This is a genomic window from Enterobacter sp. HSTU-ASh6, assembly GCF_026319105.1.
Taxonomy (GTDB): domain Bacteria; phylum Pseudomonadota; class Gammaproteobacteria; order Enterobacterales; family Enterobacteriaceae; genus Enterobacter; species Enterobacter sichuanensis.
This window is the reverse complement of record NZ_WSPD01000005.1, coordinates 1-13,744: the sequence shown is the minus strand read 5'-3', so window position 1 is coordinate 13,744 and position 13,744 is coordinate 1. Positions and strand designations below refer to the sequence as shown.

General features: G+C 52.7%; 11 protein-coding genes, 1 tRNA gene and 1 rRNA gene. 10 read left to right on the top strand and 3 right to left on the bottom strand.

The window, feature by feature from the left end; genetic code table 11:
- Positions 1 to 22: 22 nt before the first annotated feature.
- From fis to GM298_RS07285, 3 genes are all read left to right on the top strand, one after another.
- Positions 23 to 319, top strand: a complete 297-nt coding sequence (fis, locus tag GM298_RS07295; protein WP_000462905.1) for a DNA-binding transcriptional regulator Fis — start codon at positions 23 to 25, stop codon at positions 317 to 319.
- A 176-nt stretch (positions 320 to 495) separates the two neighbouring features.
- A complete protein-coding gene (locus GM298_RS07290; RefSeq protein WP_025756647.1) occupies positions 496 to 660 on the top strand; it encodes a DUF2556 family protein in 165 nt (54 codons plus the stop codon).
- 139 nt (positions 661 to 799) lie between these two features.
- A complete protein-coding gene (locus GM298_RS07285) occupies positions 800 to 2,881 on the top strand; it encodes a putative bifunctional diguanylate cyclase/phosphodiesterase (RefSeq protein WP_266153856.1) in 2,082 nt (693 codons plus the stop codon).
- On the opposite strand, the gene envR is transcribed toward GM298_RS07285, so the two are convergent.
- A complete protein-coding gene (gene envR / locus GM298_RS07280) occupies positions 2,797 to 3,513 on the bottom strand; it encodes an acrEF/envCD operon transcriptional regulator (RefSeq protein ID WP_266153855.1) in 717 nt (238 codons plus the stop codon). The genes GM298_RS07285 and envR overlap by 85 nt on opposite strands.
- A 388-nt stretch (positions 3,514 to 3,901) precedes the next feature.
- On the opposite strand from envR, the gene GM298_RS07275 reads away from it, so the two are divergent.
- From GM298_RS07275 to GM298_RS07245, 7 genes are all read left to right on the top strand, one after another.
- Positions 3,902 to 5,041: an efflux RND transporter periplasmic adaptor subunit gene (locus GM298_RS07275; protein WP_045286782.1), complete on the top strand. Its 1,140-nt coding sequence runs from the start codon at positions 3,902 to 3,904 to the stop codon at positions 5,039 to 5,041.
- A gap of 11 nt (positions 5,042 to 5,052) precedes the next feature.
- The gene (locus GM298_RS07270) at positions 5,053 to 8,166 is read left to right on the top strand and encodes an efflux RND transporter permease subunit (RefSeq protein ID WP_266153854.1); all 3,114 of its coding nucleotides are present in this window, start codon (positions 5,053 to 5,055) and stop codon (positions 8,164 to 8,166) included.
- Positions 8,167 to 8,469: 303 nt separating this feature from the next.
- Entirely contained in the window at positions 8,470 to 8,691 is a 222-nt protein-coding gene (locus GM298_RS07265; protein ID WP_008502867.1) for a lipoprotein, read from the top strand.
- A gap of 473 nt (positions 8,692 to 9,164) precedes the next feature.
- Positions 9,165 to 10,190 (top strand): amino acid ABC transporter substrate-binding protein, encoded by a 1,026-nt coding sequence (locus tag GM298_RS07260; RefSeq protein WP_025760267.1) that lies wholly within the window; start codon positions 9,165 to 9,167, stop codon positions 10,188 to 10,190.
- Positions 10,191 to 10,257: 67 nt separating this feature from the next.
- Positions 10,258 to 11,439: an amino acid ABC transporter permease gene (locus GM298_RS07255; protein ID WP_025760268.1), complete on the top strand. Its 1,182-nt coding sequence runs from the start codon at positions 10,258 to 10,260 to the stop codon at positions 11,437 to 11,439.
- A 9-nt stretch (positions 11,440 to 11,448) separates the two neighbouring features.
- The gene (locus GM298_RS07250) at positions 11,449 to 12,552 is read left to right on the top strand and encodes an amino acid ABC transporter permease (protein ID WP_025760269.1); all 1,104 of its coding nucleotides are present in this window, start codon (positions 11,449 to 11,451) and stop codon (positions 12,550 to 12,552) included.
- A 7-nt stretch (positions 12,553 to 12,559) separates the two neighbouring features.
- On the top strand, positions 12,560 to 13,318 hold the full coding sequence (locus tag GM298_RS07245; RefSeq protein ID WP_014171880.1) for an amino acid ABC transporter ATP-binding protein: 759 nt from the start codon (positions 12,560 to 12,562) through the stop codon (positions 13,316 to 13,318).
- A gap of 105 nt (positions 13,319 to 13,423) precedes the next feature.
- On the opposite strand, the gene rrf is transcribed toward GM298_RS07245, so the two are convergent.
- Both rrf and GM298_RS07235 read right to left on the bottom strand, forming a co-directional pair.
- Positions 13,424 to 13,539: ribosomal RNA gene (gene rrf, locus GM298_RS07240) — 5S ribosomal RNA — on the bottom strand.
- Positions 13,540 to 13,582: 43 nt separating this feature from the next.
- A tRNA-Thr gene (locus tag GM298_RS07235) sits at positions 13,583 to 13,658 on the bottom strand.
- Positions 13,659 to 13,744 lie beyond the last annotated feature (86 nt).

Genomic DNA, 13,744 nt, shown 5'->3' with positions numbered 1-13,744 from the left:
GAAATAAAGAGCTGACAGAACTATGTTCGAACAACGCGTAAATTCTGACGTACTGACCGTTTCTACCGTTAACTCTCAGGACCAGGTAACTCAAAAGCCCCTGCGTGACTCGGTTAAACAGGCACTGAAGAACTATTTTGCTCAACTGAATGGTCAGGATGTTAATGACCTGTATGAGCTGGTACTGGCTGAAGTTGAACAGCCACTGTTGGACATGGTGATGCAATACACCCGCGGTAACCAAACCCGCGCTGCGCTGATGATGGGTATCAACCGTGGTACTCTGCGTAAGAAACTGAAAAAATACGGCATGAACTAATTTCGGTTAGCAAATGCTTGTTTAAAAAGGCGCTACCTGGCATGGGGATGCGCCTTTTTTATTACTTTCTCTTCTCCGTCAACGCTGTGTAAACCTTCGTTTATCCCGCTTTTAAAGCTCGGTTTTTCGTGTATATTTCACCCACCCTACTGGCGCTCTTCTCGCGGAATGACACAATGATTCGTAAATACTGGTGGCTGGTTGTCTTTGCAATCTCCGTTTTCATTTTCGATACACTGCTGATGCAGTGGATTGAGCTGATGAGCACCGAAACCGATAAGTGTCGCAATATGAACTCCGTGAATCCGCTCAAGTTAGTGAACTGCTCAGAACTCGACTGACCGCGCGATTGCGCAAACCACCCTGCTATTACCCAGTAAAAACGGGGATTTAAATCCCTTTGAGCCGTTACCTTACGGTGATAATGTCTCGCCCTTCTCAACCGCTCTGGCGTAACTTCACACTCGAGTAGAACCGACCATGCTGGTTAGCCAATACAACTCAATCCTTGTTGTCCTCTCCTTTGTTGTTGCCATCCTTGCGGCGTATACCGCCCTGAATATGGCTGCACGTGTCGCCGGGAGTCAGGGCGTCGCCGCACGCGTCTGGCTGGCTGGCGGGGGCATTGCAATGGGCATTGGCGTGTGGGCCATGCATTTTATTGGCATGCTGGCGATGGACCTCTCCATGAGCATGAGCTACAACGCCACCCTGACGGTGTTATCCATGGTTATCGCCGTGGGATCGTCACTGTTTGCGCTGTGGCTTGTCAGCGGCGAACAATTGCGCTTGCGTCGTCTGCTGCCAGGCGCGCTGGTGATGGGTGGCGGTATTGTTGCCATGCATTACACCGGCATGGCAGCGCTGGAAGTGATGCCCGGGATTATCTGGGACACGTTCTGGGTCGCCATTTCGGTTGTGATTGCCCTTGCCGCTTCACTCGCGGCACTCTGGCTAACCTTCCGCCTGCGCCACGAAGCCGCGCAGGTCGTGCTGATGCGCATGGGTGCCGCCATCACCATGGGGATTGCCATTGCCGGTATGCACTACGCCGGGATGAAAGCCGCGCAGTTTCCGATGTCCACCATGGTTCATCATGACGGTATAAACGGGAGCTGGCTGGCGGTGCTGGTCAGCGTCGTCGCGCTCTCTATTCTTGGGATCACCCTGCTGGTGTCGATGCTGGATGCCCGTCTCCAGGCACGTACCGCCCTTCTGGCCTCATCGCTTGCAGAAGCGAACCGGGAACTCGCACAACTGGCCCTGCACGATACCCTGACGCGGCTGCCCAACCGTATTCTTCTGGAAGACAGACTCGATCAGGCCATCAGCAAAGCCGATCGTGAAGGCACCCGTTTTGCGCTGATGTTCATGGATCTCGACGGTTTTAAAGCCGTCAATGATGCCTACGGCCATGATGTCGGCGACAGGCTGCTGGTCGCCGTCACGCAGCGTCTGCTGCTTCTCCTGAAAGGCCAGTTCACCCTTGCGCGTATCGGCGGTGATGAGTTTGTTCTGCTGGCAGAGGGTGAAGGTCCCGACGATGCTGCCTCGCTGGCAAATTCGCTGGTGCATGCCATCGATAGCCCGTTCAATCTCGACCCCTATGAACTGGTGGTGACCCTCAGTATTGGCATCGCACTTTATCCTCACGACGGCAAAACCGAGCGCGAGCTGATGTTTAATGCCGATGCTGCGATGTATCACACGAAGCATATGGGCCGGAACGGTTACCACTTTTTCCAGCCTTCCATGAATACCCTGGCGCAGACCCATCTTCAGCTAATGAACGATCTGTGGATGGCGATCGATCGTGATGAGCTGCGCCTGCTGTATCAGCCAAAATTTCACGCTCCCGCAGGGCCGGTTCTCGGCTTTGAGGCGTTATTACGCTGGCAACATCCTAAGCAGGGATTACTGACTCCGGACCTCTTCCTGCCGCTGGCGGAAAAAACGGGGCTGATCATCCCCATTGGTAACTGGGTCATTAATGAAGCCTGCCGCCAGCTGCGGGAATGGCATCTTCAGGGGCATCAAAGCTGGTCAATGGCAGTCAACCTGTCAACGTTGCAGTTCGAACAACCTTCGCTGGTTAAAACGGTTCTCGACTGCCTGGCGCGTCATCATGTGCCGCCGGAAATGTTGATCCTGGAAGTGACGGAGACCACGGCAATGAGCAACCCGGATGAAAGTGTGCGGGTGCTGACAGAGCTGACGGATGCAGGTGTGAAGGCCTCTATTGATGATTTTGGCACCGGATATTCAAGCCTGCTCTATCTCAAGCGCTTGCCGGCCTGCGAACTCAAGATCGACAGGGCATTTGTGAAAGAGTTAAGCGGTGAGAGCGAGGATGCCACCATTGTTTCGGCGATTGTGGCCCTCGCAAAAACGCTTAACCTGAAAGTCGTGGCGGAAGGGGTGGAAACCGAAGAACAGCAAAACTTTTTGACCGAGCTTGGCTGTAATACCCTTCAGGGTTATCTGTTAGGTAAACCTGTCAGCGCGCAGACCGTAGAGGCACTTTGTGCCCGGGGAGAAATGTTACCTGGCGCGGAGCTGTAATCATCATGAGGCGATACGCGAACGATCGGGAGTGTCGCCAGAATGCTATCGACAAGGGCGGGCGCCTGCTGGTAGAGATTAAAACTGTCGTTATTCATTAACCAGTTTTTAATGATTCCGCTAAAAAAACCGTGAAATACGATCAAGGTGAGGTCCACATTCATCCTGGGTGAAATAATCCCCCGCGAAATACAGCCCTCCAGCGTGACACGTAACGCGTCATCATTGAACCCAATACGCTTTCTGATTTCACTTTCTGAAATCATATCGCTGCTAAATTCACACTTATGATACAGAATTTGTAAAAGCGCACATTGCCGCGGCTCATGAGCAATATACTGCAATGCTGTAATAAACTGCTCACGAAGCATTAACAACGGATCGTCACTTTCGGAAAGGGAAAGCCGGTCGCGAATAATGTCGCGAAGCGGTAATTGCTGTTCCCAGATGGCATTAAAAATTTCAGATTTACTGGTGAAGTGCCAGTAGATCGCGCCGCGCGTCACCCTGGCGGCATCCGCGATATCCGTCAGCGTCGTATTGGCTACGCCACGTGTTGCAAACTGTCCGATAGCCGCCTCAATCAGCTGCTGTCGGGTCTGTTGAGCCTCTTCTTTCTTTTTACGCGCCATAGACGACTACTCGTTATACACAAGGTTTATAGATATTGCTGCGTTCATAAAAATGAAAGTATTCACCAATTTCCGTTTTCATTTTGCACAAAAAAAGTCAACGCACATAATTTATCATTAATACAAATACATTAAGCCAATTAAATTCATGACCTGAATGAATGGATAACCTTAAACGCTGTTTATCTGATAATTATGCCAGACGTATATTACCGTAAACCTCAGGCCCGATTCTGATTTTGTCTTCAGGCCAGCTCATTCGCACTTATAAATTAAAAAACATTAAATACCCTCATTATTATACGCAGCTACATTTTATTTTTTATCCCTCTGCCCCAACTACCGGTTCATGACATATATCGGTTAATGGGTATTTAAAGGAACAGTAATGACGAATCATTTCAGACGCTTACCCTTATCCGGTTTCATTGTCTGCGCGGTACTGCTCACTGGATGCGATGGTCAGGAAAAACAACAACAACCCCCGCAGGCACCTCAGGTCAGCGTGCATATCGTGAAAAGCGCGCCTCTGGCTGTTACCACTGAACTCCCGGGCAGAACCGACGCTTTTCGGGTTGCGGAGGTTCGTCCTCAGGTTAGCGGCATCATCCTGCGTCGCAACTTCACGGAAGGGAGTGATGTTAAAGCGGGTGAGTCACTTTATCAGATTGATCCCGCGACCTATCAGGCAGCCTATGACAGTGCGAGAGGCGAGCTGGCGAAGGCCCAGGCGGCAGCCAGTATTGCGCACCTGACCGTGAAACGTTATCTCCCACTGGTGGGCACCCAGTATGTCAGCAAGCAGGAGTATGACCAGGCTGTAGCAACGGCTCAGCAGGCAGACGCCAGCGTCGTTGCTGCCAAAGCCGGTGTTGAAAGCGCGCGTATTAACCTTGCGTACACCAAAGTTACATCGCCTGTCGATGGCCGCATCGGTAAATCCAGCGTAACCGAAGGGGCTCTCGTCACCAACGGACAAGCCACAGCCCTGGCAACGGTCCAGCAGCTTGATCCGATTTATGTCGATGTCACCCAGTCCAGTAATGAGTTTATGCGTCTGAAACAGACGAGTCTGCAAAAAGGCGAGTCCGCCAGTACCGTTGAGCTGCTGATGGAGAATGGGCAGCCCTACCCACTGAAAGGCACTTTGCAGTTCTCTGACGTCACGGTCGATGAGAGTACCGGCTCGATAACCCTGCGTGCCATTTTCCCGAATCCGCAACATCTGCTGTTACCCGGCATGTTCGTTCGTGCCCGCATTGATGAAGGCACGCAGCCGGATGCGATCCTGGTTCCACAGCAGGGGGTGACCCGTACGCCACGAGGCGATGCAACCGTTATGGTGGTGAATGATAAAAACCAGGTTGAGGCACGTACCGTCGTCGCCCCACAGGCAATTGGCGATCGCTGGCTGGTAACAGAAGGGCTGAAAAACGGTGACCGCGTTATTGTCAGCGGGTTACAGAAAGTCAGACCGGGGGCAACCGTGGTCGCCACGCCTGATACCACCACCGCTCCAGCCAGTTAAGGGACGACAACATGGCTAATTTCTTTATTCAGCGGCCGGTTTTCGCCTGGGTACTTGCCATCATTTTAATGATTGCCGGCGGGCTGGCCATTCTCAAACTTCCCGTCGCCCAGTATCCGACCATTGCGCCTCCTGCGGTGGCGATATCCGCAACCTACCCGGGCGCTGATGCCCAAACGGTGCAGGATACGGTGACTCAGGTTATCGAACAGAACATGAACGGTATCGATAACCTGATGTATATGTCTTCCACCAGCGACTCGGCAGGTAACGTCACGATCACCCTCACCTTCGAGTCAGGGACCGATCCGGACATCGCCCAGGTGCAGGTTCAGAACAAACTGCAGCTCGCCATGCCGCTGCTGCCGCAAGAGGTACAGCAACAAGGGATTGGCGTTGAGAAGTCCAGCAGCAGCTTCCTGCTGGTCGCAGGTTTTGTTTCAGATAACAAACATCTCACGCAGGATGACATCTCCGACTATGTCGCCTCAAACGTCAAAGATGCCATCAGCCGAACGTCTGGCGTCGGCGACGTCCAGCTGTTTGGTGCTCAGTATGCGATGCGCATCTGGCTCGACAGCAATGCGATGAACAAATATCAGCTGACGCCGCTGGATATTATCAACCAGCTGAAAACGCAGAATGACCAGATAGCGGCAGGCCAGTTGGGTGGAACGCCGTCCATTCCCGGGCAGCAGCTGAACGCCTCGATCATCGCGCAAACCCGCCTGAAATCGCCGGAAGAGTTTGGCCGGGTCACGCTCAAAGTGAATCAGGATGGCTCAATGGTGCATCTGAAAGATGTGGCTCGCATTGAGCTGGGCGGCGAAAACTACAACATGGTGACCAAAATCAATGGGCAGGCGGCAACCGGCCTGGGGATTAAGCTGGCGACCGGGGCAAATGCGCTGGACACGGCGGCAGCCATCAAGAGCAAACTGGCGCAACTGCAGCAGTTCTTCCCGCAGGGGCTGAAGGTTGTCTACCCCTATGACACCACACCTTTTGTGAAAATCTCCATTCACGAAGTGGTGAAGACCCTGTTTGAAGCGATTATTCTCGTCTTCCTGGTCATGTACCTGTTCCTGCAAAACCTGCGGGCGACGCTCATCCCGACTATCGCGGTTCCGGTCGTTCTGCTGGGGACCTTCGCGGTTCTGGCGGCGTTCGGTTTCTCCATCAATACCCTGACCATGTTCGGCATGGTGCTGGCGATAGGTCTGTTGGTGGATGACGCCATCGTGGTCGTCGAGAACGTTGAACGCGTCATGGTAGAAGACAAGCTGCCGCCGAAAGAGGCCACGCAGAAATCGATGGGGCAAATCCAGGGGGCGCTGATGGGGATCGCCATGGTGCTCTCGGCGGTCTTTATTCCAATGGCCTTTTTTGGCGGTTCAACGGGGGCAATCTATCGCCAGTTCTCACTGACGATCGTTTCCGCCATGGCGCTCTCCGTACTGGTTGCGCTCATCCTGACGCCCGCACTCTGTGCAACGTTGCTCAAGCCCGTCTCCGGCGACCATCATGCCCAGAAAGGGGGGTTCTTCGGCTGGTTTAATGCGCGCTTTGATAAAAGTGTGGAGCACTACAGCAACAGCGTGAGCGGTATTTTGCGTAAGACCGGCCGCTATCTGGTGGTGTACGTCATTATTGTCGGCGGGATGGCGGTGCTCTTCCTTCGTTTACCGACCTCCTTCCTGCCCGAAGAGGATCAGGGGGTGTTTATGACGATGGTTCAGCTCCCGGCGGGGGCAACCCAGACGCGCACTCAGCAGGTCCTCGACCAGGTTCAGGATTACTATCTGAACAAAGAGAAGGCGAATGTGGAATCCGTCTTTACCGTTAACGGCTTTAGCTTTAGCGGCCAGGGTCAGAACTCCGGCATTGCCTTCATCAGCCTGAAGCCCTGGGAGGAGCGCCCGGGGGCGGAAAATGGCGTCGAAGCCATTGTGGGTCGCGCGACCAAAGCCTTCAGTCAGATTAAAGATGGTCTCGTGTTCCCGTTTAACCTGCCTGCAATTATTGAACTGGGTACCGCCACGGGCTTCGACTTTGAGCTGATTGACCAGGCTAACCTGGGGCATACCCAGCTGACGCAGGCACGTAACCAACTGCTCGGCATGGTGAAAGAGCACCCTGATCTGCTGGTTCGCGTGCGTCCTAACGGTCTTGAAGATACGCCTCAGTTCAAGCTGGATGTCGATCAGGAGAAAGCGCAGGCGCTGGGTGTCAGTATTTCTGACGTTAACCAGACGATCTCGACGGCGTTAGGTGGCACCTATGTGAATGACTTTATCGATCACGGACGCGTGAAAAAGGTCTACGTTCAGGCCGACGCAAAATTCCGTATGCTGCCAGGCGATATTAACAACCTCTACGTGCGCAGCGCGAATGGGGAAATGGTCCCGTTCTCAGCCTTTAGCAACGCGCACTGGGTCTATGGCTCACCTCGCCTGGAGCGCTACAACGGGATGCCATCAATGGAGATCCTCGGTGAATCAGCCCCGGGGAAAAGTACCGGTGAGGCGATGGTGATGATGGAAAGCCTGGCGGCAAAACTGCCTTCCGGCATCGGCTATGACTGGACGGGAATGTCTTATCAGGAGCGGCTTTCGGGTAACCAGGCGCCGGCGCTGTACGCCATTTCACTGATTGTGGTGTTCCTGTGTCTGGCGGCCCTGTATGAAAGCTGGTCCATTCCGTTCTCAGTCATGCTGGTGGTGCCGCTGGGTGTCATTGGAGCGCTGCTTGCAGCGTCGCTGCGCGGGTTAAACAATGACGTCTATTTCCAGGTCGGCCTGTTGACGACGATTGGTTTATCGGCGAAAAACGCCATCCTGATCGTCGAGTTTGCCAAAGACCTGATGGAGAAAGAAGGTAAAGGTATTATTGAAGCTACACTGGAGGCGTCAAGGATGCGCCTTCGCCCCATCCTGATGACCTCCCTGGCCTTTATTCTCGGCGTCATGCCGCTGGTGATCAGCACCGGGGCCGGGAGCGGCGCGCAAAACGCGGTGGGTACGGGCGTGATGGGAGGGATGCTTTCCGCAACGCTTCTGGCCATTTTCTTCGTGCCCGTTTTCTTTGTGGTTGTCCGCCGACGATTCACCCGCCATAAAGAGTAATGTTTTCCTGAAAAGGCACCTTCGGTGCCTTTTTATTTTTAACATAAACAACGAATTAGACTTTACAAAATAGCAGCGTTAAAACCAGGGTAGTTTGCATTAAGTAAAAACAGCCTTTTGCAGCTTCATAATTTCTCCATTAATTCTTTCTGAAACCGACTTTTCTCCACGATTTTTACAAACGACATAAATTGAGATTATTCCTCGTGTAACACGGTCTTACCCCGGTGGTAAAATAACCTCCTGTTCGCTAATTGCCCTCCTGGCTTTATAGCGGACGAGAAATAATACTGAGGTAACATCATGAAAAGATTCATTTCCGTTGCACTCCTCGCTGCGTTGCTTGCTGGTTGCGCGCACGACTCTCCATGTGTACCGGTTTACGATGACCAGGGCCGACTGGTTCATACCAATACCTGTATGAAAGGCACCACCCAGGATAACTGGGAAACCGCGGGTGCTATCGCTGGTGGTGCAGCCGCTGTGGCGGGTTTGACGTTGGGTATCGTTGCCCTGACCAAATAACATCTGTTCAGAAGCGCGGCTCCGGCCGCGCTTTTGCTTTTAAAGAGTGCAGTGTTTTCAAATAAGTAAAAAAATAGCCCCGTATTTATTCAAATAATTAATTGCAGCCAGAAGCCAGTCACAACTTTTCCGTATACTCATTAAAATTTCATATTCTATCGTGATGATTTTCACACATTATTCCTATTGAATACCCTGCCAATATTCACTCTGGAAACTATCTCTTCATTTCCTCTGACTCTCGTTAAAACTTTTGCTCCGATTTGTGGCACAGGTTGTAATTTCGCACCGTTTCGGGGCGCTCGTTTTATTTAAGCCTGTCTACACTCAGCATTAAGCGTTCACTTCTCACTTATTTTGTCGAACGCAAAACTGGCATTACGTTTGCTTTATAAACGTTGGCCAACGCCACAGACAGGTAAAGCGTTTTTAAAACGCCTCTATAACGATAAATTCGCCACACAGGATGCATTATGAAAAAGACGATGATAGCCAGCCTGGCCGCTGCAGGCATGTTGTTTGCCGTAGCCGGTCAAGCCCATGCGGGAACGACACTGGATGCCGTTAAAAAGAAAGGTTTTGTTCAATGTGGTATCAGTGACGGTTTGCCTGGCTTCTCCTATGCCGATGCGAACGGCAAATTTACCGGTATTGATGTGGATGTCTGCCGTGGCGTCGCAGCTGCCGTTTTTGGTGATGACAGCAAAGTAAAATATACCCCGCTGACGGCGAAAGAGCGCTTTACGGCGCTGCAGTCCGGCGAGGTTGACATGCTCTCCCGTAATACCACCTGGACCTCCTCCCGCGACGCGGGTATGGGAATGTCATTTACCGGCGTGACCTATTATGACGGCATCGGCTTCCTGACCCATAACAAAGCGGGCCTGAAAAGCGCGAAAGAACTGGATGGTGCCACCGTCTGTATCCAGGCTGGTACTGATACCGAGCTGAACGTCGCAGACTATTTCAAAGCCAATAATATGAAGTACACCCCTGTGACATTTGACCGCTCGGATGAATCGGCTAAAGCGCTGGAGTCCGGTCGTTGTGACACCCTGGCTTCTGACCAGTCACAGCTGTATGCCTTACGTATTAAGCTGAGCAACCCGGCTGAGTGGATTGTCCTGCCTGAAGTGATCTCAAAAGAACCTCTCGGACCTGTGGTACGCCGTGGCGATGAAGACTGGTTCTCCATTGTTCGCTGGACATTGTTTGCCATGCTGAACGCAGAAGAGATGGGCATCAACTCGAAAAACGTGGATGAGAAAGCCGCGAATCCATCCAACCCGGATATGGCGCACCTGCTCGGTAAAGAGGGTGATTTCGGTAAAGATCTGAAGCTGGATAACAAGTGGGCTTACAACATCATCAAACAGGTGGGCAACTACTCTGAGATCTTTGAGCGCAACGTGGGATCGGATAGCCCACTGAAGATCAAACGCGGACAGAACAATCTCTGGAATAACGGCGGTATTCAGTACGCGCCACCAGTACGTTAAGTCATAGCTGTAACGGGCACTGCTCAGGCGGTGCCCACTCCAGAGTCATGGTTATTGAGGTTTCTTTATGTCCCATCGCCGCTCAGCCGTAAAAGGATCGCTATCCTTTTCTCATCCCGCGGTCCGCGCCTGGCTATTCCAGATTATTGCTATCGTTGCGGTTGTTCTCATCGCCGTGTATCTCATCCACAACACGATCACCAACCTGAATAACCGCGGCATTACCTCCGGTTTTGCGTTTTTGGATCGCAGCGCGGGGTTTGGCATTGTTCAGCACCTTATTGATTACCAGGAAGGAGACACCTACGGACGCGTGTTCGTCGTCGGTTTATTGAATACGCTGTTGGTCTCGGCGCTGTGTATCGTCTTCGCGTCGATACTGGGGTTCTTTATCGGCCTGGCGCGTCTCTCTGAAAACTGGCTCCTGCGGAAACTGTCGACTGTTTATATCGAGACGTTCCGTAATATCCCACCACTGCTGCAGATCTTCTTCTGGTATTTCGCCGTGCTGCGTAACCTTCCGGGTCCCCGTCAGGCCGTCGACGCGTTTGAGCTGTTTTTCCTCAGTAACCGAGGGTTGTCCATTCCTTCTCCTCTGCAAGGTGAAGGGCTGTATGCGTTCATCGCCGCAATTGTGATAGCGCTTGCTCTCTCAGCTGGGGTATTCCGTTTTAATCGCAAGCATCAGATCAAAACCGGGCAGCTTCGCAGAACCTGGCCCACGGCGGCTGTCCTGATTGTTTGCCTGCCGCTGCTGGCACACTGGCTGTTCGGAGCAGCGCTACACTGGGATATTCCGCATCTGCGTGGCTTTAACTTTCAGGGCGGGATGGTATTAATTCCTGAGCTGGCCGCACTGACGCTGGCGCTGTCGATTTATACGTCCGCGTTTATCGCTGAGATTATCCGTGCAGGGATCCAGGCTGTACCTCACGGACAGCACGAGGCGGCACGCTCTCTGGGTTTGCCCCATACCGTGACGCTTCGCCAGGTCATCATTCCGCAGGCTTTACGGGTCATTATTCCTCCCCTGACCAGCCAGTATCTGAACATTGTCAAAAACTCGTCGCTGGCCGCAGCCATAGGCTACCCCGATATGGTGTCACTCTTCGCCGGAACCGTGCTTAACCAGACCGGACAAGCCATTGAAACCATCGCGATCACCATGTCTGTCTATCTGATCATCAGCCTGGTGATTTCATTGCTGATGAACCTTTATAACCGTCGTATAGCACTGGTCGAGCGCTAAGGAACTATGATGACAAAAGCGATACTGTCGCACGCCTCGCGCCCTGCCAACTCGACAGGTGGACGCTTTATTCTGTGGGCGCGTAAGAATCTGTTCTCCAGCTGGAGTAATAGCCTGCTGACGATCGTCTGCCTGTGGCTGATGTGGGAATTGATCCCGCCTCTGCTGAACTGGGCGTTTTTACAGGCTAACTGGGTCGGTTCCACCCGGGCAGACTGCACCAAAGCTGGCGCTTGCTGGGTGTTTATTCATGAGCGTTTCGGTCAGTTCATGTATGGATTGTATCCACATGAACAGCGCTGGCGGATAAATCTGGCGCTGGTCATCGGCCTGCTCTCTGTCGCGGTCATGTTCTGGAAAAAGCTGCCTCATCGTGGACGCTACATTACCGGCTGGGCAGTGGTTTATCCCATCATTGTCTGGATACTGCTGTATGGCGGTTTCCTGGGGCTGGAACGCGTAGAAACACGCCAGTGGGGCGGACTGACGCTGACGCTGATTATCGCTTCGGTGGGGATAGCCGGCGCACTGCCGTGGGGGATTTTACTTGCCCTGGGACGGCGTTCAAAAATGCCGATCGTACGCGTGCTCTCCGTTATCTTCATTGAGTTCTGGCGCGGCGTGCCGCTTATCACCGTTCTGTTTATGTCTTCGGTCATGCTGCCGCTGTTTATGGCAGAAGGCACCACGATAGACAAACTGATCCGTGCGCTGGTTGGGGTGATTCTCTTCCAGTCAGCCTATGTTGCTGAAGTTGTACGAGGTGGGCTGCAGGCGTTACCTAAAGGCCAGTACGAAGCGGCGGAATCACTGGCGCTCGGTTACTGGAAAACGCAGGGGCTGGTCATTCTTCCACAAGCTCTCAAGCTGGTTATCCCGGGACTGGTCAACACAATCATTGCCCTCTTCAAAGATACCAGCCTGGTGATCATCATCGGGTTGTTCGATCTCTTTAGCAGCGTGCAACAGGCCACCGTGGACCCTGTCTGGCTGGGCATGTCCACAGAAGGATATGTCTTTGCAGCCCTTATCTACTGGATCTTTTGTTTTAGCATGTCGCGCTACAGCCAGCATCTGGAAAAGCGCTTTAACACCGGGCGTACACCGCACTGAGGAAATTATGAGCCAAATAACTATGACACCCGCCGACGCGATGATTACGCTGGAAAATGTGAATAAATGGTACGGACAGTTCCATGTCCTGAAAGACATTAATCTCAAGGTAAAGCAGGGGGAACGCATCGTTCTTTGCGGCCCTTCCGGCTCCGGGAAATCCACAACCATTCGCTGTATTAACCATCTTGAAGAACATCAGCAAGGACGCATTGTGGTTGATGGTATCGAGCTGAATGAAGATATCCGCAACATTGAACGCGTGCGTCAGGAAGTGGGAATGGTATTCCAGCACTTTAATCTTTTTCCACACCTGACCGTTCTGCAGAACTGTACGCTTGCGCCAATTTGGGTACGAAAGATGCCTAAAAAGGAAGCGGAGGCGCTGGCAATGCACTACCTCGAACGCGTACGTATTGCAGAGCATGCCAATAAATTTCCTGGTCAGATATCGGGTGGCCAACAGCAGCGCGTGGCTATCGCCCGCTCGCTGTGTATGAAGCCGAAAATTATGCTGTTTGATGAACCGACGTCAGCCCTGGATCCTGAGATGGTGAAAGAGGTGCTGGATACCATGATTGGGCTGGCACAATCCGGCATGACCATGCTGTGTGTGACACATGAAATGGGATTCGCGAGAACCGTGGCCGACCGGGTGATCTTTATGGATCGCGGGGAGATTGTTGAGCAGGCACCACCGGATGAGTTCTTTGCCCATCCTAAGTCAGAACGCACGCGAGCCTTCCTGTCGCAGGTGATTCATTAACCTGCTCTCTTGCCCGGAGGCGCGTTGCCTGCCGGGCCTACGGTTTTCACGGCAATCATAACGCAAAAAGGCCATCCTTTCGGATGGCCTTTTCACTTGTTTGATGTCTGGCAGTTCCCTACTCTCACATGGGGAGACCCCACACTACCATCGGCGCTACGGCGTTTCACTTCTGAGTTCGGCATGGGGTCAGGTGGGACCACCGCGCTAAAGCCGCCAGACAAATTCTTTTACTTCTTGCCGAACTTTAACCTAAGTATAAAGTGGTGCTGATACCCAGAGTCGAACTGGGGACCTCACCCTTACCAAGGGTGCGCTCTACCAACTGAGCCATATCAGCACGCTAAATTTGATGCCTGGCAGTTCCCTACTCTCACATGGGGAGACCCCACACTACCATCGGCGCTACGGCGTTTCACTTCTGAG